The sequence below is a fragment of the Brevibacillus schisleri genome, from assembly GCF_055685845.1.
Map to the genome: position 1 here is coordinate 1,485,240 of NZ_JBVNDM010000001.1, position 25,847 is coordinate 1,511,086.

23 protein-coding genes are annotated in these 25,847 nt (G+C 48.1%); 19 read left to right on the forward strand and 4 right to left on the reverse strand.

Features of this window, described 5'->3' with window-relative positions:
* Positions 1–156 precede the first annotated feature (156 nt).
* From pfkA to ACUUHJ_RS07575, 5 genes are all read left to right on the forward strand, one after another.
* Entirely contained in the window at positions 157–1,116 is a 960-nt protein-coding gene (gene pfkA, locus ACUUHJ_RS07555; protein ID WP_087348819.1) for a 6-phosphofructokinase, read from the forward strand.
* A gap of 40 nt (positions 1,117–1,156) precedes the next feature.
* On the forward strand, positions 1,157–2,911 hold the full coding sequence (pyk, locus tag ACUUHJ_RS07560; RefSeq protein WP_289676716.1) for a pyruvate kinase: 1,755 nt from the start codon (positions 1,157–1,159) through the stop codon (positions 2,909–2,911).
* A 442-nt stretch (positions 2,912–3,353) separates the two neighbouring features.
* Entirely contained in the window at positions 3,354–5,615 is a 2,262-nt protein-coding gene (gene nrdJ, locus ACUUHJ_RS07565) for a ribonucleoside-triphosphate reductase, adenosylcobalamin-dependent (RefSeq protein ID WP_472298578.1), read from the forward strand.
* A 610-nt stretch (positions 5,616–6,225) separates the two neighbouring features.
* Complete coding sequence (locus ACUUHJ_RS07570; protein WP_012685112.1) at positions 6,226–6,657, forward strand: acyl-CoA thioesterase; 432 nt, start codon at positions 6,226–6,228, stop codon at positions 6,655–6,657.
* A 2-nt stretch (positions 6,658–6,659) separates the two neighbouring features.
* Positions 6,660–7,055 carry an FxsA family protein gene (locus ACUUHJ_RS07575; RefSeq protein WP_472298579.1) on the forward strand — a complete coding sequence of 132 codons (396 nt, stop codon included), beginning with the start codon at positions 6,660–6,662 and terminating at the stop codon, positions 7,053–7,055.
* A gap of 76 nt (positions 7,056–7,131) precedes the next feature.
* Here the strand turns inward: ACUUHJ_RS07575 and ytvI are convergent, their stop codons facing one another.
* Positions 7,132–8,262 carry a sporulation integral membrane protein YtvI gene (gene ytvI, locus ACUUHJ_RS07580; RefSeq protein ID WP_472298580.1) on the reverse strand — a complete coding sequence of 377 codons (1,131 nt, stop codon included), beginning with the start codon at positions 8,260–8,262 and terminating at the stop codon, positions 7,132–7,134.
* Between the two features lie 424 nt (positions 8,263–8,686).
* Here ytvI and citZ point away from each other — a divergent pair, with 424 nt between their 5' ends.
* From citZ to ACUUHJ_RS07645, 13 genes are all read left to right on the forward strand, one after another.
* Positions 8,687–9,799 carry a citrate synthase gene (gene citZ, locus ACUUHJ_RS07585; protein ID WP_289676722.1) on the forward strand — a complete coding sequence of 371 codons (1,113 nt, stop codon included), beginning with the start codon at positions 8,687–8,689 and terminating at the stop codon, positions 9,797–9,799.
* A gap of 153 nt (positions 9,800–9,952) precedes the next feature.
* Positions 9,953–11,236, forward strand: coding sequence for an NADP-dependent isocitrate dehydrogenase (gene icd / locus ACUUHJ_RS07590; protein ID WP_289676723.1), 1,284 nt, complete (start codon positions 9,953–9,955; stop codon positions 11,234–11,236).
* Between the two features lie 52 nt (positions 11,237–11,288).
* Positions 11,289–12,227, forward strand: a complete 939-nt coding sequence (mdh, locus tag ACUUHJ_RS07595; RefSeq protein WP_173607445.1) for a malate dehydrogenase — start codon at positions 11,289–11,291, stop codon at positions 12,225–12,227.
* Positions 12,228–12,388: 161 nt separating this feature from the next.
* Positions 12,389–12,517, forward strand: a complete 129-nt coding sequence (locus tag ACUUHJ_RS07600) for a hypothetical protein (RefSeq protein ID WP_289676724.1) — start codon at positions 12,389–12,391, stop codon at positions 12,515–12,517.
* A gap of 388 nt (positions 12,518–12,905) precedes the next feature.
* A complete protein-coding gene (locus ACUUHJ_RS07605) occupies positions 12,906–13,601 on the forward strand; it encodes a response regulator transcription factor (RefSeq protein ID WP_064201329.1) in 696 nt (231 codons plus the stop codon).
* 13 nt (positions 13,602–13,614) lie between these two features.
* A complete protein-coding gene (gene pnpS / locus ACUUHJ_RS07610; RefSeq protein WP_289676725.1) occupies positions 13,615–15,378 on the forward strand; it encodes a two-component system histidine kinase PnpS in 1,764 nt (587 codons plus the stop codon).
* A gap of 107 nt (positions 15,379–15,485) precedes the next feature.
* Positions 15,486–16,142: a phosphate signaling complex protein PhoU gene (gene phoU, locus ACUUHJ_RS07615; protein ID WP_016738714.1), complete on the forward strand. Its 657-nt coding sequence runs from the start codon at positions 15,486–15,488 to the stop codon at positions 16,140–16,142.
* A 146-nt stretch (positions 16,143–16,288) separates the two neighbouring features.
* On the forward strand, positions 16,289–17,377 hold the full coding sequence (locus ACUUHJ_RS07620) for a PRK06851 family protein (RefSeq protein WP_289676726.1): 1,089 nt from the start codon (positions 16,289–16,291) through the stop codon (positions 17,375–17,377).
* Positions 17,378–17,469: 92 nt separating this feature from the next.
* The gene (locus tag ACUUHJ_RS07625) at positions 17,470–18,414 is read left to right on the forward strand and encodes a VanW family protein (protein WP_289676727.1); all 945 of its coding nucleotides are present in this window, start codon (positions 17,470–17,472) and stop codon (positions 18,412–18,414) included.
* Positions 18,415–19,074: 660 nt separating this feature from the next.
* Positions 19,075–19,503 carry a MarR family winged helix-turn-helix transcriptional regulator gene (locus tag ACUUHJ_RS07630; protein WP_012685124.1) on the forward strand — a complete coding sequence of 143 codons (429 nt, stop codon included), beginning with the start codon at positions 19,075–19,077 and terminating at the stop codon, positions 19,501–19,503.
* Between the two features lie 9 nt (positions 19,504–19,512).
* On the forward strand, positions 19,513–20,172 hold the full coding sequence (locus ACUUHJ_RS07635) for an HlyD family secretion protein (RefSeq protein WP_289676729.1): 660 nt from the start codon (positions 19,513–19,515) through the stop codon (positions 20,170–20,172).
* Positions 20,173–20,178: 6 nt separating this feature from the next.
* The gene (locus ACUUHJ_RS07640) at positions 20,179–21,408 is read left to right on the forward strand and encodes an efflux RND transporter periplasmic adaptor subunit (RefSeq protein WP_472298581.1); all 1,230 of its coding nucleotides are present in this window, start codon (positions 20,179–20,181) and stop codon (positions 21,406–21,408) included.
* Positions 21,409–21,423: 15 nt separating this feature from the next.
* Entirely contained in the window at positions 21,424–23,001 is a 1,578-nt protein-coding gene (locus ACUUHJ_RS07645) for a DHA2 family efflux MFS transporter permease subunit (protein ID WP_172140971.1), read from the forward strand.
* 60 nt (positions 23,002–23,061) lie between these two features.
* Here the strand turns inward: ACUUHJ_RS07645 and ACUUHJ_RS07650 are convergent, their stop codons facing one another.
* Together ACUUHJ_RS07650 and ACUUHJ_RS07655 are read right to left on the reverse strand one after the other, a co-directional pair.
* Complete coding sequence (locus ACUUHJ_RS07650) at positions 23,062–23,202, reverse strand: hypothetical protein (protein ID WP_289676732.1); 141 nt, start codon at positions 23,200–23,202, stop codon at positions 23,062–23,064.
* Complete coding sequence (locus ACUUHJ_RS07655) at positions 23,165–24,109, reverse strand: DMT family transporter (protein WP_472298582.1); 945 nt, start codon at positions 24,107–24,109, stop codon at positions 23,165–23,167. The genes ACUUHJ_RS07650 and ACUUHJ_RS07655 overlap by 38 nt, the downstream gene beginning before the upstream one ends.
* Positions 24,110–24,240: 131 nt before the next feature.
* On the opposite strand from ACUUHJ_RS07655, the gene ACUUHJ_RS07660 reads away from it, so the two are divergent.
* Positions 24,241–24,984 (forward strand): N-acetylmuramoyl-L-alanine amidase family protein, encoded by a 744-nt coding sequence (locus ACUUHJ_RS07660; protein ID WP_289676735.1) that lies wholly within the window; start codon positions 24,241–24,243, stop codon positions 24,982–24,984.
* On the opposite strand, the gene ACUUHJ_RS07665 is transcribed toward ACUUHJ_RS07660, so the two are convergent.
* The gene (locus ACUUHJ_RS07665) at positions 24,955–25,737 is read right to left on the reverse strand and encodes a divergent polysaccharide deacetylase family protein (protein ID WP_289676736.1); all 783 of its coding nucleotides are present in this window, start codon (positions 25,735–25,737) and stop codon (positions 24,955–24,957) included. The genes ACUUHJ_RS07660 and ACUUHJ_RS07665 overlap by 30 nt on opposite strands.
* Between the last annotated feature and the right edge of the window lie 110 nt (positions 25,738–25,847).

Sequence of the window (25,847 nt, forward strand, 5' to 3'; positions counted from 1 at the left end):
GAGTTATCAGAGCTTTCAAAAAGTATGGCACATATCTTTTGAGTGTATAACAGATATGAGGATTTGGGTGATACAGCATGTTTCATACAAAGTATGGTACATACTGTTTCCGTTAAATGACATGCTAAAGACGATACGATTGGAGAGGTGGATTCCATGCGGAAACTTGCAGTTCTCACTAGCGGTGGAGATTCTCCTGGAATGAATGCCGCAGTCCGTGCGGCTGTACGTCGTGCTCATTTTCACGAGGTACAAATGTTTGGGGTTTACCACGGATATGAAGGGCTGATGAGGGGAGATATCAAGGAGATGTCTCTAGGCTCTGTTGGGGATATTATCCAACGGGGAGGAACCATTCTCTACTCCGCTCGCAGTGAGGCGTTCAAGACGGAAGCCGGACAGCAAAGAGCGGTGGAACAATTACGTGCTCATGAAATTGAGGGTCTGATTGTCATTGGGGGAGACGGATCGTTTCGCGGTGCACAGAAGCTAACCGAAAAAGGTTTCCCCACCATCGGCGTACCGGGTACGATTGATAATGATATTCCATGCACCGATTTCACGATCGGGTTTGATACGGCATTGAATACAGTTGTGGAAGCGATCGATAAAATCCGCGATACGGCCACCTCGCATGAACGCACGTACATTATTGAAGTAATGGGGCGAGATGCTGGCGATCTGGCATTGTGGGCAGGGCTTGCAGCTGGTGCCGAGTCCATTATTATCCCAGAAGCGTCGCAGGATATGGACGACATTATTGAACGTTTGCATGCTGGACAACGCCGTGGTAAAAAGCATTCCATCATCATTGTGGCGGAAGGGGTAGGAAGTGCCGCTTCTTACGCCGAAGCGATCACGAAAGAGACAGGCTGGGAGACTCGCGTGACGGTACTGGGTCATATTCAACGTGGTGGTTCCCCTACTGCGATGGACCGAATGCTGGCAAGCCGAATGGGTGCCGCAGCTGTCGATTTGTTGCTGGAAGGCAAGCAGGACCGAATGGTTGGGGTTCAGAACAACCAGATCGTTGATGTTGATTTTCAGGAAGCATTGGCGAAAAAGCATCAATTGGATTTATCCATTTATCAATTGGCGCGCACGCTATCTATATAAAACTGACAGTTTTTACGAGTGTCGAGGAGGCCTACATCCTATGTTAAGGAAAGCAAAAATTGTATGTACCATCGGACCAGCGAGTGAATCGGTTGAAACGCTGAAAAAACTAATTGAAGCAGGAATGAACGTAGCGCGTTTGAATTTCTCGCACGGTTCCCACGAGGAGCATGCGGCGCGAATCGTAAACATTCGTCAGGCATCAAAAGAAACCGGGAAACCCGTTGCAATCCTGTTGGATACAAAAGGTCCTGAAATTCGCACGGGTACGCTGGCAGTAGATGCAGTCGAGCTTGTAGAAGGAAATACGCTAATCCTCACCACTGAGGAAGTAGCGGGTACCGCAGAGCGCGTCTCCATTACGTATCCGGAATTGCCACGTGATGTGAAAATCGACGATACGATCTTGATCGACGACGGCTTGATCGGGTTGACTGTACAAGAAGTGCGTGGCACCGAAATCATCTGCTTAATCAAAAACGGTGGAACACTGAAAAGCAAAAAAGGCGTCAATGTTCCTGGTGTCAAAATCAACTTGCCAGGTATCACAGAAAAGGATGCCCAGGATATCGAATTCGGTATCGAACAAGGAGTCGATTTCATCGCAGCTTCCTTCGTCCGAAAAGCATCAGATATCTTGGAGATTCGCCAAATTCTGGAGCGCCATAACGTGCGTATCGATATTATCGCGAAAATTGAAAACCAGGAAGGCGTCGATAACGTAGACGAAATTCTGGTAGTAACAGATGGAATCATGGTTGCGCGTGGTGATTTGGGCGTAGAGATTCCGGCAGAAGAAGTACCTCTTGTTCAAAAGAAGCTGATCAAAAAATGTAACGAACTCGCGAAGCCAGTCATTACGGCAACACAAATGCTTGATTCTATGCAGCGCAACCCACGTCCAACGCGTGCGGAAGCAAGTGACGTTGCGAACGCCATTTTCGATGGGACAGACGCAATCATGCTCTCCGGAGAGACGGCTGCCGGTAAATACCCGGTTGAGTCTGTCGAGACCATGGTGCGGATCGCTGTACGTGCAGAGCAAGAGCTGAATTATCGTGAGATCTTGTATGCACAAGCACAGCTTAAACAAGTGACGATTACGGATGCGATCAGCCAAGCTGTATCCAATGCAGCATTGGATCTGGACGCAGCAGCAATTATTACAGCGACCGAAAGCGGACACACTGCTCGCATGGTATCAAAGTTCCGTCCGAAAGCACCAATCGTGGCTGTAACGCCACATGAAGCGATTATTCGCCGTCTTGCACTCGTAAATGGCGTGTATCCGGTGAAGGGCGAAATGGCGAATACAACCGATGAAATGCTGGAGATGTCTGTTCAAGAGGCGCTTGATGCAGGCTTCGTTCGTCATGGCGATCTCGTTGTGATCACAGCAGGCGTGCCTGTGCGTGAAGTTGGGACAACGAACCTGATGAAAATCCACGTCATTGGCGATGTAGTAGCAAAAGGACAGGGTATCGGCCGCAAAGTTGTCACAAACAAGGTAGTGATTGCTAGATCAGCTGAAGAGGCACTGGCAAAGGTAGAAGAAGGAGCAATCCTGGTAACCATCGGTACGGACTCCGATATGATCGAAGCGTTTGGCAAGGCAGGAGCGGTGATTTGCGAAGAGGGCGGACTTACCTCTCACGCAGCTATCGTAGGCCTGAATCTCGGCGTTCCAGTCATCGTAGGAGTGCAATTTGCTACGGATGTATTGAAGGACGGACAAATCGTTACAGTGGATTCCGAGCGCGGGCATATTTACTCAGGTCACGCCCGGATTCTGTAGGTAAAACTACTCATCTTTAATGGAGAGTACCTCTGAAGGGTGACCAAAGGGTCACCCTTTTTGGCTTGGTGTAAAAAGGATTAGCCGACGAACTACCTGATAAGTATTACCAGATAACGGTGATTATTAGGTGATGCAAAGCGAGTGGGAATCTGTTAAAATCGGTCGGTGGCTTTGTGTAAGAACGGATGAAATCCATACGTTCGGGGTTTCCAAATCATGCCAGAAGGGATGTTGTAGCGCTCGTTGCCAGGAAAAGGCTGAACATAGAGCTGCCCTTCTGTACGTCCAATGTTCGGGATTTTGTGTCAAGTGTTTTTTTGGGGTAAACACAACATCTAGTATTGTCGAAAATTATTTCGCACAATATGTAGGTAAAACTATTGAGTTTTACAGATAAAGATAGTTAAACTAGAGAGGATAGATTTGAAGGAGGAACGATATGCTGGCGACCGAAACCGTATCCCGAACTCAATTTTTGCGGGATGAATTCTTAGATCAATATCCTGATTTTCCGAACCATATGAGTCCTCTGGGACAATTTGTTTACTACCGTACTTATTCTCGCTTTGTACCGGAAAAAGGAAGACGGGAAACGTGGAAAGAAACTTGCCGCCGCTCGGTGGATTACAATATTAAGCTGGCTTATCAGCATTTGAACAAAATCGGAATGAACGCCGATTCCCGCGCAATGGAAAAAGAGGCAGAAGGTTTGTTTGACAACATGTTCAACCTTCGCCAGTTTTTGTCTGGCCGTACCTTGTGGGTTGGTGGTGCAGACAATGGTGTAGCGGATTTGTATCCGTTGGCGAACTTCAACTGCTCCTTCCTGAACATCAGGTCTTGGGATGACTTGGGCGATTTGTTCTACCTTCTCTTGGTAGGAACTGGCGTAGGCTTCAAATGCACGCAGGAAATGGCTGCTGGACTGGGCCCGATTCGCACGAATGTTTCGCTGCTTTCTTCTGAATACAGACCGCTGCCAAAGCATCAGCGCCTGGAGCGTTCTGAACTGAATGTGCTGGATAACGGCTTTGCCAAAATTTATGTGGGCGATAGTAAAGAAGGCTGGGTAGAATCCCTCCGTCTCTACCTGCAAATTTTGACAGATTCCACTTACGAACACATTCACACAGTGAAAATCTCTTATAACAGCGTGCGTCCGAAAGGCGAGCGACTGAAGCGCTTTGGCGGTACGGCTAGTGGTCATGAGCCGCTTCGCGAAATGTTTGAAGGAATCGATAAAGTGTTGAAAAACCAAATCGACCAGCATTTGGCACCAATCGAGAGTGATGAAAAAGGATACGGTAAAATCCGTCCGATACATATCCTCGACATTGGAAACCTCATCGGAGCAAACGTCGTCGTAGGTGGCGTGCGCCGTACAGCGGAAATCTTCCTGTTTGATCACGATGACTACGAGTGCATGCTTGCAAAATACGGCATCAATGGCTTCTGGACGGAGGATCAGCTGAACCATCACCGTCGTGTAGGCGAGCTGTTGGGAGAGCACAAACCTGTATGGTTTGACAGCATCCAAAATGTAGGGGACGGACGCTTTGGTCTGGATCACCGCCGTATGTCCAACAACTCCATCGCCTTTACCAAACAACCAACTAAGCCATTCTTGAACCTCGTGTTCACCTTGATGCAATTGGAAGGCGAACCAGGCTTCATCAACCTGGAAGAAGCAAACCGTCGCCGCCCAAATGCAGAGGGCTTGAACCCTTGTGCAGAAATCCTGCTCGATTCTTATGGCGTCTGCAACCTGACAACAGTCAATCTGGTTGAATTCGTGAAGGATCGCGGGGATGGTTCCAAGTATCTGGATCTCGATGGCTTGCTGGAAGCACAACGCAAATCTGCTCGCGCTGGACTGCGCATGACGCTGGTAACGCTGGAGCTGCCGCATTGGGATACCGTTCAACAGCGTGACCGTTTGCTCGGAACTTCCCTTACTGGTGTGAAGGATGCGCTGGCATCCCTTGGCTATACAGAAGAGCAAGAGCTCGAACTGCTGCGCCAGCTAGGCGATGCTGCTCGTGATGAGGCGAACCGTTATGCGTATGAGCTGCGTGTGAACTCTCCACTCTTGGTAACGACTGTGAAGCCGGAAGGTACGCTGTCTCAAGTGGCTGGTGGTGTCTCCAGCGGTCTGCACTGGTCCCATTCGCCGTACTACATCCGCCGCATTCGTATCAATGCTGAGGATCCATTGGCAAAAGCGGTACAAAATCTTGGATGGACAGTCAACCCAGAGGTAGGAACACCAGGCGAAACGTATGAAGAGCGCATGGCAAATGCACGTACACTCGTAATCGATTTCCCTGTAGCATCAGGCGCAGAAGAAACAAAGAACGAAGTAAGTGCAAAGCGCCAATTCGATACGTACTTCCGTTTCCAGAAAGAATATACGGAGCATAATTCTTCGAACACCATTACGGTACGCAAGGAAGAGTGGGCAGAAGTAGAAGACATCGTTTACGATAACTGGGATAATTTCGTAGGGGTATCCTTCTTGCAATTGGATGGCGGAAACTACCAATTGGCTCCATATGAAGAGTGCACCAAAGAACAGTACGAGGCATTGAAGCAGTCCATGAAGCCGTTTGATCCTGCGATTTTGCAGCAGTATGAAACTGGCGGCGAGGCTGACCTGTCCACGGCTGAATCTTGCGAAGGCGGAGCTTGCCCGATTCGTTAAGCGATCTGAATCATAAGAGGCAGACTGAGAAATCAGTCTGCCTCTGTTTTTTTATGTGGCTGTAGGGGAGAGAAGAATATTTCCAGTCTAGGCTCCAGGCTCCGTCCTGCAGGGGGGTGAGACTGTCCGCTCCGAAGGGATTCGCGGGGAAACGCAAAAGTGGTAGCCGCTACGCCGCGTGAGCACGGTTGCGTTTCTGTTGCCCGCGAATCCCTTCTCCGCTCGGTTGGACTCCACAAGTCGCTACGTCTGGAAATATTCTTCTCTAGCGTTACAGATGAGATTCTTCAATCTTTTAAGGCATTTAAAACACGTCTAACACGGAAAGCTCGTAGAGGAAACAGGAGAAATAAGCGAAGATCTTAGGGACACCGACCGAGACGGAATGCAAAAAGCGAAACACGCTCTTAAGCGTCCACCTCTGAGAAACATCCTGAATGAACCACTTTGGACGCGGTTTCGCTTTTTGCATGGAGTCGTTCAGTCAATCCCCCAGGGGGTGGCCCTAGAAGCTGGAGCGTTTTCTCCTGTTTCCTCCCCACCACTACAGCAACGTATTTTCTTGTCCTTGTATGGTACAATCATTTTATAGAGAAAGGAGCGATCCAAAATGACTCCGTTTATTCATTCCCATCGTTTGCGTGTCCGCTATGGCGAAACCGATCAAATGGGTGTGGTCTACCATACGAATTACTTGAACTGGTTTGAAGTAGGAAGAACAGAACTGATTCGCCATGCGGGAATCACCTATCGTGAGCTCGAGGAAAAAGGTGTACTTCTGCCTGTCACAGATGCGAACATCTCTTACAAACAGCCCGCCCGCTATGACGACGAGGTAGAAATACGGACACGTGTAAAAGAAATCAGTCCTGTCCGGCTCACATTTGCTTACGAGATTGTTAGATTGCCTGACCAACAGCTGTTGGTGTTAGGTGAGACGATGCATGTATTTACCAACACAGCTTTGAAGCCGATTCGCTTGTCGCGAGCGGTACCTGACATCTATGATTGGTTGGACTCCCAGCATAAAGGAGGGGAATAGGCATGTTCCGCTTTTTTGTCATTCTATTTGTCGTCGCGTTTGGTTTAGAGCTTTGGGGGCTTATTACTATTGGATCATGGATCGGCGGCTGGAATACAGTCGTACTGGTCATTCTCACGGGGATCTTTGGTGCTTGGCTTGCAAAGCAGCAGGGGATGCAAGTATTCCGCATGGTTCAACACCAGTTGTCGCGTGGCCAAATGCCTACAGATTCGCTCATCGATGGTGTCTTGATCCTGATCGGTGGCATTTTGCTCTTATTGCCTGGATTTGTCACGGATGTGATTGGGTTGGTCTTCCTCATTCCGTACACACGGATGATTATTCGTCATCTATTAAAGCGCTGGCTGTGGAACCTTATCTCGTCTGGCCGTGTTCAATTGTTTTTCCGCCGCTAATACAAATATTCCCTATGAAAAAGAACCGCTCCGAGCTACGTACAAGCTGCTCGCAAGCGGTTCTTTTTACATGAGGTCAGGTTTTCCGCCCACGGATGTAGCCCCATACATCTACGAAGACGTTGGCTTTTACCAAAGCATTGATCATGACGAGTGAAACAGGTCCGATGATCAAGCCCAGGAATCCGAATAGCTGGAGACCAACAAACAGCGCGACTAGCGTGAGGAGCGGGTCGAGACCGACGTTTTCCGCAACGACTTTTGGTTCGATAATTTGACGGAAAATCAAGACGACCCCGTACAAAATGGATAAGCCGATGACCATCGTGTAATTGCCTTTGAAAAACATGTAGATGATCCAAGGAACAAAGACGGTCCCTGTCCCAAGATAAGGCAAGAGATCGACCAAGCCCGTGATCAAGCCAATCGTAATCGCGTACTCGACACGCATGACCAACAGGCCAATGATGACGATGGCAGCGGTTAAGGAGATGAGGGTCAACTGCGCCTTGACGAATCCGAACAAGGCATTGCGCAAATCGATGAAAATTTGATCGAGACGGCTGTTTACCCCAGTTGGCAAAAGACGACGAGCCCGCGCTTCCCAAAGGGCAAAATCTTTAGAGATAAAGAAGGCACCCATGATGGAAATAACGGAAACTGTTGCCATATTAGGGAGTGAGAGAAGCAGGTTTTTCAATCCATCCAGGAATTTGACGATCAAGTTCTGCCCGACATTCGTGATGGTCGAGATTGCACTGCCTACCGTACTGGCGAGCTTCTCTTGGTATCCTTGATCAAGCTGAGCATAAAACCACTGAATCTGATTGTACAGTCCCATTAAAAAGTCTTGAGAAATTGTAGTTTGCAAATAATGGGCCAGCTCCTGTGCAACGACTGGCAAACGCTTGGCCAGCTCTCCGATTTCCACGACCGTTTCCGTGATGATCAGTGTGGCCACTCCGCCAGCGAGCAGTATCAAAACCAAGAGCGCGATAATGACCGAAAGCCAGCGGGGAATCCGGAACTTTCTAGTCATAAACGTAACGGGCTTGTTGATGATGAGCGCAATGATTAAAGCGATTATAAATGGGTACAGTAAAGGTGTTGCGTATTGGAATACCCAAATCCCTACATAGACAAGCAGGCAGACCCATAACAAGCGAATGATTTGAAAGAGGCGCTCTACCCAGTTTTCCTGATTCAAACGATTTCTCCTTTCCGCCGCAAAGGTGCGAACATAATACTGATGTTTCTATTATGCAGCATGCCTCATAGGTGGAGCAAGAACGCGAAAAAACAAAACTCCGTTTCACCCTTCGAAACATTTTTTCGCTAACCTTATTCACAAAATCGCAATAATCTTTTATAATTGGGTCGTCTTAGTGGATTCTTTTCTCTCGCCTCTCCCCTTACACGAGCGTCATTTTCATGTACGACCTTGTGAGGATTTGCGTGGATACATTCCCTGTCAAGAGTGGTGGATGAAAGAAACCGCTGCTTACAATTTCATAGATAGGATGTTCAAAAAGTCGTCTATTTTGAACTTGATCAGGCTGTTTATCAGTCATGGCGGACAAGCGAAGACTAGATAAGCACTACTACTTGAGTGGAAAAGGAGAGGGAGTTCTATGACAACTACTCGTGGACTTGAAGGCGTTGTTGCCGCTCAATCATCTATCTGTTCGATCGTCGATGGGGTTCTTTGCTATGGCGGGATCAACATCGATGAGCTGGCAGAACATGCAACTTTTGAAGAGGTTGTATACTTGCTCTGGCATGGAGCGTTACCGAAGCGTGATCAGCTGGACGCTTTGAAAAAACAATTGGGTGAAAATGCAGCAGTGGCCAAAGAAGTGCTGGAAAGCATTCGCCACTATCCAAAAGGCGTACACCCAATGGCGGCGTTGCGCACAGCTGTCTCTTCGTTAGCGCTCTACGACACAGAAGCGCAAGATATGTCTCCAGAAGCCAACTATCGGAAATCGATCCGTCTGATGGCACAAACTCCTACCTTGATCGCAGCTTACGAGCGTATGCGTAAAGGTTTGGAGCCAGTAGCTCCACGTGCAGATTTCACGATTGCACAAAACTTCCTCTACATGCTCACAGGCCAGGAGCCAACAGAAACAGCAGTAAAAGCGTTTGACGTTGCTCTGATCCTGCATGCTGACCATGAGTTTAATGCATCTACATTCTCTGCTCGCGTATCTGTTGCGACTCTGACTGATATTTATTCCGGTATCGTGTCTGCAATTGGTACGCTCAAAGGCCCTCTGCATGGTGGCGCTAATGAAGCAGTAGCGAAAATGCTGAACGAAATCGGCGGCATGGCTAATGTAGAATCCTACATCCGCACCAAGCTGGATAATAAGGAAAAAATCATGGGCTTCGGACACCGTGTATACAAAGATGGTGACCCTCGTGCGAAATGGCTGAAAGAAATGTCCAAAGCACTGACCGCGCAAATCGGTCGCCCTGAGCTGTTTGAGATGTCTGTGAAGATCGATGAAATGATTTCCGGTGAAAAAGGATTGAAGCCAAACGTTGACTTCTACTCCGCATCTGTTTACATTTCACTCGGCCTCGAAACGGACCTGTTCACACCGATTTTTGCTATCAGCCGTATGTCCGGTTGGACAGCACACATCATGGAACAGTATGAAAATAATCGCCTGATCCGTCCTCGCGCGGATTACACCGGTCCGGTCAACCAACACTACGTTCCAATTGACCGCCGCTAAGAACTCGCTATTTTCGAGCGTGGAGGGCAGGTGGTCAGCCAGGCTGATCGCTCCTGAGCGCAAGCTTGAGAACTACCACAAGTGAGTGGTAGTTCTCCTACGTCTGGAAATATTCATAATCACTAAATATATAGAACACTGGAGGGATTTTTTGTGTTTAAAAACCTGACGCAACCAACTGTAGGCGAAAAAATTACTGTGGATAACGGTAAACTGGTAGTTCCAAACAATCCAGTCATTCCTTTCATCGAGGGTGACGGTACTGGCCCTGACATTTGGAAAGCTTCTGTTCGCGTTCTGGATGCAGCTGTAGAAAAAGCTTACAAGGGCGAGAAAAAAATCGCTTGGTTCGAAGTATTCGCAGGTGAAAAATCCTTCAACCAATACAGCGAGTGGCTGCCAGAAGATACGCTGACTGCTGTTCGTGAATACCTGATCGCAATCAAAGGTCCTTTGACTACACCAGTAGGCGGCGGTATCCGTTCTATCAACGTAGCACTGCGTCAAGAGCTGGATCTGTATGCTTGCGTACGTCCTGTTCAATACTTCGATGGTGTTCCATCCCCAGTGAAACATCCTGAATTGACTGACATGGTAATCTTCCGTGAGAACACTGAAGACATCTACGCTGGCGTAGAGTGGGCTGAAGGTACTCCAGAAGTGAAAAAAGTAATCGACTTCCTGCAAAACGAAATGGGCGTGAAGAAAATCCGCTTCCCAGAAACTTCTGGTATCGGTATCAAGCCTGTTTCCAAAGATGGTACAGAGCGTCTGGTTCGTGCAGCAATCGACTATGCAATTGACAACAAGCGCAAATCCGTTACCCTCGTACACAAAGGTAACATCATGAAGTTCACGGAAGGCGCGTTCAAAAGCTGGGGTTATGCACTGGCTGAAGCAGAATACGGCGACAAAGTGTTCACTTGGGCACAATACGATCGCATCAAAGCTGAAGGCGGCGACGCTGATAAAGCACAAAAAGAAGCAGAAGCAGCTGGCAAAATCATCGTAAAAGATGTTATCGCTGACGCGTTCCTGCAACAAATCCTGACTCGTCCAGCTGAGTACGATGTAGTAGCAACACTCAACCTGAACGGTGACTATGTATCTGATGCATTGGCTGCACAAGTAGGCGGTATCGGTATCGCTCCAGGTGCAAACATCAACTACCTGACTGGTCATGCGATCTTCGAAGCAACTCATGGTACAGCTCCGAAATACGCTGGTCTGGACAAAGTAAACCCATCCTCCGTGATCCTGTCCGGAGAAATGATGCTGCGTCACCTGGGCTGGAACGAAGCAGCTGATCTGATCATCAACTCCATGGAAAAAACCATCTCTGCGAAAACAGTAACATACGATTTCGCTCGTCTGATGGAAGGCGCAAAAGAACTGAAATGCTCCGAGTTTGCTGACGCTCTGATTCAAAACATGTAAGATAGATTTGGGTACAAATTTTTACACTTACATTTTTGGAGGGGAATAGTTCATGGCATTCAACCGTAAAAAAATCGCTGTTATCGGTAGTGGCTTCACTGGTGCAACAACTGCATTCATTTTGGGGCAAAAAGAACTGGGCGACATCGTATTGGTTGACATTCCGCAACTGGAAAACCCAACAAAAGGTAAAGCGCTCGACATGATGGAATCCGCGCCAGTATTAGGCTTTGATGCAAGCATCACAGGTACTGCGAACTATGAAGACATCAAAGATGCTGATCTCGTCATCATCACAGCTGGTATTGCCCGCAAGCCTGGCATGTCCCGCGATGACTTGGTTAACACGAATGCTGGCATTATGAAATCTGTTGCAGAGCAAGTAAAAACATATGCACCTAACTCTATCGTGCTCGTACTGTCCAACCCAGTTGACGCGATGACGTACACCTTCTTCAAAACGTCCGGCTTTCCGAAAGAGCGCGTAATCGGTCAATCCGGCGTTCTGGACACAGCTCGTTTCCGTACCTTCGTGGCTATGGAGTTGAACGTATCTGTAGAAGACGTAACGGGCTTCGTACTGGGTGGTCACGGTGATGATATGGTTCCTCTGGTTCGCTACTCTTACGCTGGTGGTATTCCATTGGAAAAATTAATCCCGAAAGACCGTCTGGATGCGATCGTAGAGCGTACCCGCAAGGGCGGCGGCGAGATCGTAAACCTTTTGGGGAACGGTTCCGCTTACTATGCACCTGCGGCTTCCTTGGTACAAATGGCTGAAGCCATCATCAAGGACAAAAAACGCATTCTGCCATCCATCGCTCTTCTGCAAGGAGAATACGGCTACAACGATCTCTACCTGGGAGTACCGACTCTGCTCGGCACAAACGGGATTGAGAAAGTGATCGAATTGGATCTGACTGCCGAAGAGAAAGCAGCGCTCGACAAATCTGCTGACTCCGTACGCAGCGTAATGGCTGTTTTGAAATAAGATCAATACATGTAAGACGCCTTTCTTTGGGAAGGCGTCTTTTTTATTAAAGTTGCTGTGGTGGTGGAAGAAGCGAATTTCCAGTCTACGCTTCGGCCTACGCCCCGCAATAAATGGCGGGAGCGCTTCAAGCGTAGAAGTTTCGAGGGAGGATTTCATAGGTGAAGCTGAAATTCCCCGCCATTTATTCCGGAGCTGAGCTGGGCTCCAGAGGCGCTTGGACTGGAAATTCGCTTCTTCCACGTAGCTTTTCAGTTTTTTTAAAAGCGCTTAATGAAAAAGGGATGTGATTTTAAACTCTAGAAAACTTCACTGAGCCCACTTGCAAAACGTTGTAAAAGCAATATATACATCCACATCTGTCCGAAAGCACTGTCACATGTTTGGAAGGAGACCGCCCGAACGCAGAGAGGATACAGGCGACTGGAAAACATGTGGCAGGGCTTCTCCCGACCACTACAGTTTGAAGGCATATTTAATATAGTACCTTTACCTAAAAGAGGAATACTATTGCCAAGCAACTAAGTTCTATGTACGAACAGCATGTCTTTACAAAAAAATTACTTGTTTTCCGCAATCAGCATTGGCAGACTGAGTATTGTAGAGAGAAGTATTTTTCAGGGGACGTAGGATAGAAAATCGAGCGCAAGCATTGCAACGCTAGGGGGAAACAGACAGATGATCAAAGTATTGGTAGTGGATGACGAAGCTTCTATTGTAAAGCTATTGCAATTTAATCTTGAAAAATCAGGATTTCAGGTCGTAACTGCTTTTGACGGTAAACAGGCCTTGGAAGTGGTTAAAAGCGAGCAGCCTGATTTTATCATTCTTGATTTGATGCTTCCCAAAATGGATGGGATGGACGTATGCAAAACCTTGCGCCAAGAACGCAATAATACGCCGATCTTGATGCTTACAGCGAAAGATGATGAGCTCGACAAGATTTTGGGCCTTGAGCTTGGTGCCGATGATTATTTGACAAAGCCTTTTAGCCCGCGAGAAGTAATTGCCCGCGTGAAAGCCATTTTGCGGCGGTTTCAGAACACGCCAGAAGCGACTACAGGGCCTCAAGAGGTGCTGCTCCAATTCGGGGATATTCGCATCTACCCGGAGAAGTACGAGGTGTTCTGTAAAGACGTCAAGGTCGAGCTGACGCCAAAGGAATTCGAGCTGCTCAACTATTTAGCGAGCCACCAAGGGCGTGTACTGACGCGCGATCAATTGTTGAACGCTGTTTGGAACTACGATTTCATCGGGGACTCGCGAATTGTGGACGTGCATGTCAGCCATTTGCGCGAAAAACTTGAGGATGACACGAAGAACCCGAAATACATTAAAACAGTTCGCGGATTAGGATACAAACTGGAAGGATAACGGAGGATTTACCTTGACTCGCTTTCGAATCAAACTCACTTTGACTATTTTGGGTTTAATCTCTCTCGTACTATTGGTGATGGGTATGTATTTTGCCAAAGTGCTTGAGAATTCCTACCTCCAATCACTGAATGAGCTATTGTCCCGCGAGTCGAAGCTCATCGCTCAGGCAGTCCGATTCCCGGACGTCTTTTCTGATAAGGCGACGTTAGAGGATCGGGTCAAACAAGTAGCGCCAGCAGATGAAGTACGGATCACCATTATCGACAAGGATGGTCAGGTGATGTACGACAACTCCTCCCATTCGGAAGAGATGGAAAACCACCATGACCGACCAGAGATGAAGGCAGCGTTACAAGGAGAAACAGGGATTTCCCGCCGTTTCAGTGAGACGCTCGGCTATGACATGATGTATGTTGCAGTACCTGTTGAACTGAACAACGAAATATTCGGTGTTGTTCGTTCAGCGATGTCGATGAAAGATATTACTGATACGATCCACAAAATGTGGTACAGCTTACTCACTGGTTTATTGGTTACTTTGGTAGTCGGATCGATTGTCGTTTCCCGCATTTCCTTTTCCATTATTCGTCCGATCGAGGAGATCACCCGGGTAGCCCGCAACATTACACAGCGCCAATATGAGAGCCGTGTGAGAATCAAAGCAAAGGATGAGATCGGTCAGCTTGCGGGAGCGATCAACTTCATGGCATCGAGCCTGGAGCAGCAGATGTACGAAATTTCGGAGAATCAGCAGCGTCTGGCAGGGGTGCTGACCAATATGACGAGTGGCGTGATCTTCATTTCAGAGCAACGTCGGATCATGCTGGTCAATCCAGCCGTTGAAAAGCTGTTGGGGACTGCTGGACATGAGATCGTAGGGAAGCTGCATATCGAGGCAGGCAAAAGCTTTGGGCTCAGCCAATACATCGACAGGTGCCTCGACAGAAGCGAGAAGTTCCGTCAAGAGGTACACATCTATTACCCGCAGGAACGAATCCTTGACGTGAATTTTGCTCCCTATATCAACTTTAAGGGGGAGTCGCGGGGTGTGGTCGTGGTACTGCATGACATCACGGACATTCGCCGCCTGGAGAAGATGCGCAGTGAATTCGTAGCAAACGTATCGCATGAGCTACGTACGCCGATTACCTCGATCAAGGGCTTTACGGAGACCTTGCTTGAAGGCGCGATGCAGGACGAGGAAACATGTCGCAATTTCCTGCAAATCATCTCAGATGAGAGCGAGCGGCTCTACCGAATGATACGCGATATTTTGGATCTCTCCAAAATCGAGCAAAAGCGAATCCCATTGCATCTGAGTCAGGTTCACTTGCAGGATTTGATCAGTTCAGCTGTTGCCATCATGCATGACCAGGCACAGCGCAAGCAATTGACGATCACGCTTCCTTCACCGAAGCCAGATATTTGGCTGATGACCGATAAGGATTGCTTGCAGCAGATCATCCTGAATCTGTTGACGAATGCGATCGCCTACACGCAAGAAGGTGGAAAAATCAGCATCAAGACAGAAGCAGATAGCGAAAACATCACTATTCAAGTCATGGATACCGGGATCGGCATTCCGGAAAAGGAGCTCACGCGTATCTTTGAGCGGTTTTATCGTGTAGACAAAGCCCGCAGCCGCGATTCAGGTGGAACAGGTTTGGGCCTCGCAATTGTGAAGCATCTCGTGGAAAATTTGCACGGGCATATTAGTGTGGAGAGCAAGGAAGGAAGAGGGACAACCTTCACAGTTACACTTCCCCTTACCTAAAAAACAACGGCAAAAAGATTTACACAAACAAAATAGTAGCTTTACTTCTACAATACAATCGCCTTGTACCATTTGACATGTCAGACACAAGAAGGGGGAAGAGGGAAATGTCACGGCATGCTTTTGAAGAACAGCAGGATGTACTGCACCGCAAGCTCATGACGATGGGCACATTGGTGGAAGAAGCCATTCATAAATCGATTAAGAGTCTGGTTGAGCGGGATGCCCAACTGGCTGAACAGGTTATCGCAAGCGATCCTGTAATCAATGAGTTGGAGCAAGAAATACAGAGCGATTGCTTCCGTCTCATTGCGCTACAGCAGCCAGTCGGTGGTGACTTGCGACGCTTGGGAACAATGTTGAAGCTGGTGACGGATTTGGAGCGCATGGGTGATCATGCCGTTTCCATTGCCAAGACGACCCGACGCTTGATGGCGGACCCGTACGTGAAACCTCTCATCGATATTCCGATGATGGCTGATCACGTCAAGGCTATGGTGCGTGATTGTTTAAATGCCTATATTGCACGCAACAAAGAAGCGGCAGAAGAGATTGCCTCACGCGACGACATTGTTGATAAACTGTACTCCACGATTTTCCATGATCTGATTGAATTGATGACGAAAAACAGTCAGGCCATTTCGCAAGGAACGCATTTGCTCTTGGTCGCGCAATATTTGGAACGGATTGCCGATCATGTTACGAACATCTGCGAATGGATTATTTATATGTCTACTGGAAAAATGACGGATTTGAATAAATAATGCCCGAATAACAAAAAGCCGCTGTGAGCTATGAATATTAGCTGGCAGCGGTTTTTTCACGGTTGTAGACAGACGCCTATTCTCCCTTTTGTGCATACAATACATCGATTCATTGGCAGCTAGATGAAGTACAGGAGGGAAAGGCAATGACCACAAAAGTCCGCCATATATATGCCGCAGGGAATACTGCGCGAGGATACAAGACGTTTTACGACTCCGTATTGGAAGGCTTGGAGCGTGTTTATATTTTGACAGGGACAGTAGAAGGAATTACTTCACCGCTCATAGAGGCGATTGGCAATCAAATAGCAAGAGCGACCGATGAAGTGGAGTGGATTCATTCGCCTTTTGTGAACGGGCAGTTTGATGGTGTTATTTTTCCAAAGTATAAAGTGGCGATCATGGATGGAAGCTATCCCCGGATTTGGAGACCCGCTTCTCCCGGTGTAAAGGAAATTCAGGTCAATTTGCAGTCGATGGTCAACATTGATCAGCTGGTGGATGAAAAAGACCAGATTGCCAGTTGGTACGAAGAGATTTTTAGGAAGAGTGAAGAGGCATACCAAGCTTTTGGCGAGGCGCTGCGCATCCACGATGAGTGGGAGGCTCCCTACATTGAGCACCTCAACAGAGAAGAAGCAAATAACGTCACGGAAGAAGTAAAAGCCTTGTTCTTCGGCGAGGAGCAACTGGAAAAGAAAGCAAAGGTAAGGCGTATGTATTTGGGGGCAGCGACGCCGCAGGGGCCCGTAGATCATATCATGAAGCTGACCGACCATTTGGAGAAGCGCTACTTTATCAAGGGCAGACCAGGCTCTGGCAAGTCTACTATGCTGAAAAAGTTGGTGGAGGAAGCCAAAACACGTGGCTTTGACGTGGAAGTGTACCACTGTGGACTAGACCCGCACAGCCTTGATATGGTAATTGTTCCTGAGAAGGGCCTCGCTATTTTTGACAGCACCGCTCCTCATGAGTATTTTCCAAGCAAAGAGACAGATGAGGTTATCGATATGTATGAACGGGCAATTGAACCTGGCACAGATGAGGTATATGAAGAAGAATTAATGGATATTCAGGTCAGATACAAGCAAAAAGTGAAGGAAGCAACGGCGAATCTTCTCGCTGCCAAGGAGCTGCGCGACCAGTTGAACAATGCTTACCAGGAAGCGGTGGATCAGCAGCGTCTCAGGGCAGTTACGCAAGCAATTGTCAGCAGACTGACGAAGATGAGCTAAACGTATTCAAGTCGTAGAATGAAACCCGTTCGACTGCTCATACTACAAGAACGGAAGAGGATCGTTGTTGGAGAATGGAGGTGAGCAGCCGGATGGGTTTTGCTATGACGATGGCTCTGTTACTGTTAATCAATCCCCTCGACCCAACTAATTTTTTGCAGGTAGAGATCGAGGGCAAGACAGTAGCTATGCTCAATCGGGCTGATTATGCTCTTCCCTTTGAGGGCGTTCCTTTAGTGGATGACAGCAAGCTTGCGCGAATGGTGGAAGAGTTGTCGAAAAAAGCATACATCGAGCCGATCAATGCAACGATTAATAACGCCGGGGCCATCGTTCCAGAAGCCAAGGGAAGAAGGTTAGATGATCTGGCATTTCACGCACGTTTTTATGATTATTTTTACGGTACGGGAGCCGCAAGCATGAATGTCAGCTACAAAGAGATATTCCCGAAGGTAGACAAGGCTCTCATGAGTCAGGTTCGGAAAAAAAGGATCGGACAATATGCGACTTATTTTAATGCAGGCAACCGTAATCGTGTACACAACATCAAGCTCGCCTCGCAGGCGATTAACAATTACGTGGTGTTACCAGGAGAAGTTTTTTCTTTTAATAAGGTAGTGGGCCAGCGTACGAAAGAAAAAGGGTATTTGCAGGCGCCTATCATTGTCAGAGGAGAGCTGTCGGAAGGCATCGGGGGAGGGATCTGCCAAGTATCATCTACGTTGTTCAATGCGGTAGACCAGGCAGGTTTGCACATTGTGCAGCGCTATTCTCACAGTCGAAACGTAGCGTACGTACCTCCAGGTCGAGATGCAACCGTGAGCTGGTACGGCCCTGATTTTGTGTTTCAAAACAAATACGCTTATCCCGTCTTGATTCGTGCGATCGCGAGCAATGGAAGCATGTACGTGACGGTTCACTCTTTTCCAGAAATGGAGCATGAGCCACGAAATGTACCAAGCGTACGCCGCACGACCCCTGAAGAAGCACCGGATGCTCCATCTATTTTGAATGAAAATGGACCGACAATCCCTTAGAGATGAGAAGGGGTGTCGGTTTTTTGCTTTTAGTACGAGGCTGCGGTGGGGAGAAGAATATTTCCAGACTAGGCTCCAGGCTCCGTCCCGCTGGGGGCTGGGACTGTCCGCTCCGAAGGGATTCGCGGGGAAACGCAAAAGTGGTAGTCGCTACGTCGTATGGGCACGGTTGCGTTTCTTTTGCCCGCGAATCCCTTCTCCGCTCGGTAGGACTCACAAGTCGCTACGTCTGAAATATTCTTCGCTGTCGTAACTGAGGACATTCTACATTCTTTTAAGATTTTTAAAACTCGTTATAGCATGGAAAGCTCGTAGAGGAAACAGGAGAAAACAGCGAAGATCTTAGGGACACCGCCCGAGGCGCAATGAAAAAAAGAGAAACAAGCCCTTAGCGTCCACCTCTGAGGCACCCCCAGAATGGACGACTTTGGACGCGGGTTTCGCTTTTTTTCATGGAGCCGGGCAGTCAATCCCCCAGCAGGTGGCCCTAGAATCTGAGCGTTTTCTCCTGTTTCCTCCCCACCACGACACCCCGTCTAACAAAAGCTTGCCTAGTTAAAGTTTCACCTAAAGAAATAGTTGCCACGGATAGAAAAACATCGTATAGTTTTCATGTGATAAATTTCGTGCACGAAATATTACTTAAGAAAGGAGTGCGTTATGAATAAATCACTGCATATTCGGGACTTGTTAAAACGGTTGAACAAGACTTTTGGCACAATGGCCACAAAAGAACTGTCCCAATATGGTGTGACTGTCCCGCAGCTAATGGTCATTCGAGAAATACATCCTGATCCCAAAACGATCGGTCAGATAAGCAAAGCCGTAGACTTATCCTACAGTACCGTTTCTGGCATCATTGATCGTTTGGAACGAGAACAACTCGTAGAACGTGTACGTGATGAGAATGACCGACGTGTTGTCTGGATTCGTAAAACACCGAAGATTTCCGAGCTGTTCGCAAAGGTTGATTTTTTCTCAGAGAACTTTTACAAGCGTATTTTCCATGGATTTTCCGATGAGGATTTAGACATCATTATTCAGTCGATGGAAACATTGATTGCGAAACTAGAAGAACGAGAAAGTTGAGGAGAAACCATGAAGCGAAAACTGGTTTTGTATGTCATTTTGCTCCTGTTCGTGGCAGGTGGTGGAGGAATCGGTTACTACTATTGGTATCAAGGTGCACATTATGTGACCACACAAGATGCCCGGATTGCGGGAGACATTTATCGGGTCATGCCCAAAATGACAGGCAAACTGACCGGACTCGCTGTCAAAGAAGGCGACACCGTTATAGCGGATCAAATCGTAGGGCAGCAAGATACAAGCAATGTAGCAACGACAATGCTGGAAAACAGCGTGTTGCGTTCCCCCATTACAGGTACGGTGATTAAAACGCAAGCCAAAGAGGGAGAGATTGTTTCAACAGGGCAATCGGTAGCTCTCGTGATTGACGAAAGCAAATTGTACATCTCCGCCAATTTGGAAGAAACTGAGATCGAACGCTTGAAACTCGGCCAAAAAGTCGATTTTACGGTTGACGCTTACCCAGGTAAGAAATTGGGTGGTCATTTGATGGAGATCGGAAAGGCGACGAATTCTACATTTTCCTTGATGCCAGCAGCCAACACGAGTGGGAACTTCACCAAGGTAACCCAGCGTATCCCGATCAAAATCGCCATAGATGACACAGCAGGTCTGGACCTCGTGGCCGGATTGAACGCCGAGATCAAAGTGCACGTGAAGGAGATGTAATGAAGCATGAAAAAGACAGCACAATGGAAAACAATCGCTGCAGTCATGGCAGCCGTTTCGCTTATTGCAGCGGGCTGTAGCGAGACATCTTCAGCAACGCAAACGAGTGAGAACATCCCTGTTGTGAAGACGTGGAAGGTGACTTCTGGCTCTACGGGTGTCATCGCCAATGGTAAGGTGGCAGCATCTGAGGAGATCCAAGTCGTTTCTAAAGTATCTGGAAAAGCAGCGAGCGTGAATGTAAAAGAAGGTGCAGTCGTCAAGCAAGGCGATGTTCTGGTCACGCTGGAGGCAGCCGATTATCAGCAGCAGATTAATCAGGCACAGGCAGCTATTGCAGGCGCTCAGGCAAAACTGCGAGATACAAAAGCAGGTGCACGCAATGAGCAACTGACGCAGCTTGGAAGTATTGTCACGCAGGCAGAAGCCAGCCTGAAGGTGGTCGAGAGCAACTACAATCGGATGAAAGCACTGTTTGATGCAGGCGCATTGTCCCAGGCTGAGTTGGAGAAATCTTCGCTGGAATTGGAAAAGGCGCGCACAGGTCTTGAACAGGCGCAAGCCCAATACGATCTGGCAAAAGCAGGCCCAACTGCCGACACGGTAGCGGCTCTGCAAGCAGAAGTGAGCCGTTTGGGTTCCAGTCTCGAGCTGGCGAAAAGCAATTATGACAATACCATTATTCGTGCGCCAATCACAGGTATCGTCGCCAAGCGTGCGGTTGACCCGGGAGAAATGGCAGCAGCGGGGGCACCTCTTTTGGTGCTAGTGAATATGGCAGATGTTAAAGTAGAAGCAAGCGTACCGGAAAACCAGATCAACCAAGTGAAGGTCGGCTCTACTGTTGATGTGAAGGTAGGCAGTCTGGGTGGGAAAGTGCTGAAAGGTACCGTTGAGTTTGTCTCTCCGATTTCGGATACCAACAGCAGTTCATTCCCAATCAAAGTGAAGGTAAATAATCAGGACGGCTTGCTGCGCGCAGGTATGGTAGCAGAGGTTATGCTCCAAGGACAGGCAACACCAGGAACAAAATTGCCTACCTCAGCCGTGCTGGAAAAGGACAGTAAGCATTACATTTATACGGTAGATAACAACGTTGTGCACCAAGTGGAAGTTGCAGTAGAGAACGCAAGCGGCGACTGGACAACTGTCACGAATGGCGTCAAAGATAATGATCAAATTGTGCTGAACCCGACAGACAAACTGTCCGAGGGCAGCAAGGTGATCGCAAACTAACGGGGGTGTTGACACATGGCGGAAGCGGTGGCACACCGAGAGGAGAAAAGCGGGAACGGCGGCATGTGGCTGTCTCTTGTCGCAATCCTCTCAGGAACCTTCGTTGCGATTCTGAACAATAGCTTGATTAACGTTGCCCTGCCTGCCATGGTCAATATTTTTGGTTCGAGTACCGAGACCATGCAGTGGGTATTGACCGGATATATGCTGGCAAACGCCGTCATGATTCCCATGAGCGGCTCGTTGTCCGCTAAATTCGGCGCAAAAAAAATATTTGTACTTTCCTTATCGGCATTTACTTGTTCGTCCATCCTTTGTGCATTGGCGTGGAGTGACTCTTCGTTGATTGCTTTTCGCGTCGTGCAAGGCGTCAGCGGGGGGATGATCATGCCAATCGGGATGTCGATGATTTACATGATCGTTCCGCGTGAAAAGATCGGAATGGCACTGGGGATATTCGGGATTGCTTCCATGACAGCCCCTGCGCTAGGCCCGACCTTGGGTGGGTATCTCATCGAATTTTTAAGCTGGCAATTTCTTTTTCTGGTCGGTGTACCCTTTGGTATTTTTGCGGTGATCATGAGTATTGTACTGCTTAAGGAAACGCCGAAAAAGCCAGAGTTAAAGTTCGACTTCTTGGGAGCATTTCTTGCCATCGTCGGTTTCGGGACGCTGTTGCTCGCTTTGAGTAAAGGGCAAGCAGAGGGCTGGACCTCCTTTTTCATCGTCAGCTTGTTTTTCATTGCGGTAATGAGCTTGATCCTGTTTGTCTGGGTCGAGCTGGGGAAGGAAAGTCCGCTGCTCGATCTGCGGCTTTTGAAGATTCCTACCTTCACCATCAGTATTCTGACCTCCGGCTTCGTCATGATGGGAATGATGGGCGGTATCTTCCTGATGCCGATTTTCCTCCAAAACATTCAGGGCTTGACGGCTATGGAGTCTGGAATCTTGCTGATGCCGCAATCGATTGCCATGGCGATCATGATGCCAATCAGCGGAAAGCTGATGGATAAATATGGGGTCGGCCCGATTGGATTGGTCGGCTTGACCATTATGAGCATCACGACGTATGAATTGCACAATCTATCTGCTGACAGCATGCATTCGTGGATCGATATGATCCTGACCATTCGCGGGATCGGAATCGGATTGTGTATGATGACGCTGTCCACCGTAGGGATGAACGCCGTTCCGCGTACAAGTGTAGGGGATGCCTCTCCGCTGTCCAACGTATTGCGTCAGGTCATGAGTTCGTTTGCCATTGCGATTTTGACAGTGATCATGCAGGCACGTCAAAATTTCCACATGGCCTCAATCTCTGACAACTTGAATACGGATATGGCGACGCAGTTTATCAGTGGCATTTCAGGAATGTATGCACAAGTAGGGGTAGATGCAGCGAACGCGACAGGGGGAGCCAGCGCGATTTTGTACGGAATGATGGCAAAAGAATCGTTGGTCCAAGGTATCGGGGATACTTTCCTCGTCTCAGTAATCCCTATTGTCCTCTCGATTCCACTTCTGTACTTCCTGCATAAAAAGCCGAAAAAAACGCAGCAACAGGTGCCAGCAACCGAGAAGGCTACAGCCTAATAGTAAGGGGCAATTCCGCAAGTCTTATCGAAGACTTCTTTGGAATTGCCCCTTTTTCTGTTAGGACATCATTTTAAATAACCAGTACAAAATACGTCCTACGATGTAGCCAAGCAGAATTGTCCAGCCAATCTTCGCCCAAATACTCAGTCCCTTGATGAATTCACGCAAGCTTTTGCGGTTCTCCGGTTGCTTGTTCAATGGAGGACACTCCTTTAGCAGGTTGGTTAAAACGAATGAACACATAAATGCCGGCGATAATGATCAAGCCGCCGATCCACTGCGGAGGCGTTACCACTTCACCCAAGATGAAGTAAGCGAGAATCGCAGTCCCGATCGGTTCTCCCAAAATCCCCATGGAGATCGTCGTCGTATTGAGCCATTTAATGATCCAGTTAAAAATAGAATGTCCAAGCAAGGTCGGGAACAGGGCGAGACAGAAGAACCAGCCCCAATCCGCCCCAGGGTAACCGACGAGCGAATACCCGAGAGCCAGATCATAGGCGACCAGAATCACGCTGGTTGCCGTATAGACGACGAGTGTATAGGCAAAGGAAGACATATGCTGGCGAACGTACTGCCCGACCAGCCAGTAGCCCGTCACGGTGACAGCTCCCATCAATGCGAGGAAATCCCCCCACAGAGCCATGCCGCCTACTTGAAAATCTCCCCAGCCAATCACAAAGCTACCTGCAATCGCCAGCAAGCCGCCGGATAAAGCCAGAAATCGAACTTTTTCACCAAAAAAGAAGTAACCGCCGATGAAGGCAAATAATGGCTGTAACGTTACGAGCACAGTAGAACTGGCTACAGATGTGTAGTTCAGTGATTCAAACCACAACAGAAAATGGCTTGCCAAAAAGATTCCCGATAAAATACAGAGTAGCCACACTTTCTTGGATATTGCTCCAATCTCTGTTAGCGCACCACGATTCCAGAATAAAAAAGGAAGCGTTAAAAGAACGGAAAAAATGAGGCGATACGTAGCAATAATCGGAGCAGGCGCATCCGATAGCTTTACAAAAATCGCAGAAGAGGAAATGGCGATCACCCCGATTAAGAGAGCTAAATACGGGGGAAATAACGGTTTTTCCAAAGATTGGTTCATCAGTACACCTTCTTATGCGGGTAAGGTCATGGTTCATTAATTGTAATTGTACAGTCGGATTAAAAAATTCACAATGTTATGTGTACCTCGCCGCTTGAAAGGTTTCTTTTCAATCCGGTTATCCTACTGGCATGAGAAACTTACAGGCTTTTTTCCGTATCGCTGCTTTCATGCTTATCCTCATCTGTATCCCGACACGGAGCGAGGCATTGCCGCTCACCCCCTTTCATATTTTGATTGATGTTGGACATGGAGGTATAGATTCGGGAACTTCTTTTGGGGATTTGTACGAAAAAGACATCAATCTGCAAATTGCCAAACGACTCTATCAACAACTCACAGCTGCGGGTTACACCGTGGCTTTGAACCGCCACAAGGATGTTGCCCTGAGTGATGACAATCGTTGGTTGGACAACCGATCCCGCCATATACGTGACCTGGCTCAGCGCAAGAATTTGGCAAAAGAAATTGGCCCGCAGATGATGCTCAGCTTGCATGTAAACTGGTCACCGAGTCCACGGCGCAGGGGAGCGATTATTTTGCATCAAAACACAGAAGAAAGCTACCTGTTGGCAGAGCTGCTACAAAACTCGCTGAACAAGCTCACAGGGTCTACCGAAAAGCCAGTCAGGGGTAAAACGTACTACATGCTCCGTCATAACTACTGTCCGTCTGTCATCGTGGAGATGGGGTTTATCAGCAACGCGAAGGACCGCGAAATGTTAACGAATCCCAAAGCACAAGAAAAAATCGCTCAGGCCATTACTGAGGCCGTGAGCGAATACGTAAAGCTGTCGGGAAATCTGAAAACGGAGGCTAGTGTGCAGGAGAGCTGGTGGAGAAAATTAATGAGTAGTTTGCTGGATAAGCGTTGAAATGGTTACAAATTCGGCCTCCTTCTGAATTCGCGGGATGTACTGGCGCAGAAGGGAGGCTGTTTTCTTGCCAGGAGGTCCAACATGACCAATTGCGATACATAGGGGATGGTTGTGGATTTTTTTGCAGACGAGCTCCATCTGCTTTGTAATATGTGGGACAGAGTATACGTCATCCAGAAAAATTTGATTTACTGCATGGGGGACGCCCATTTCGGCTGCGACTTTCGCCGCCACGCTTTTATCGGTAGTCTTGCTGTCCAGGTAAAAAAGGCCGCGTTCTTTGACGACCTTCATGATGATGCGCATGATTCGCTCGTCAGCCGTAATTTTTGAGCCCATATGGTTATTCATGCCAATTGCATGTGGCACATCGTCAATCGCTTTCTCCACGCGACTGCGAATCTCATCGTCGGACAGATCAGCCGTAATGGCTCCAGGACCGAGCCAGGAGCGTTTTCCTTTCATTGGCTCCATTGGCATGTGAACGAGTACATCATGTCCTTTTTGATGAGCGAGCTCGGCATCCTGCTTCGTGCTGGGCATAAACGGCATGACGGCAACAGTTAGAGGGACTGGCATTGCTAATATTTCCTCCGTCCCTTGCATGTTGTTCCCGAAATCATCAATGACAAATGCCATCAGCTTTTTGACAACGGGTGCAGGGTCTGGGGTGGAGTTAGCAGTCACTGGAATCGCCCCAAGGGAAAGCAAAAGCGTGAGCAAGATCGGAATCAAATTTCTCCCATTCATAAGATCACCTTCCTTGTCCATTTTTTTCATAGTCTGTTCAATCACCTTGTGCTTTACCCGCCATATCTACGGCTTGGCTTTGATGTTTGCCCTATGTTACGATTAAAGAT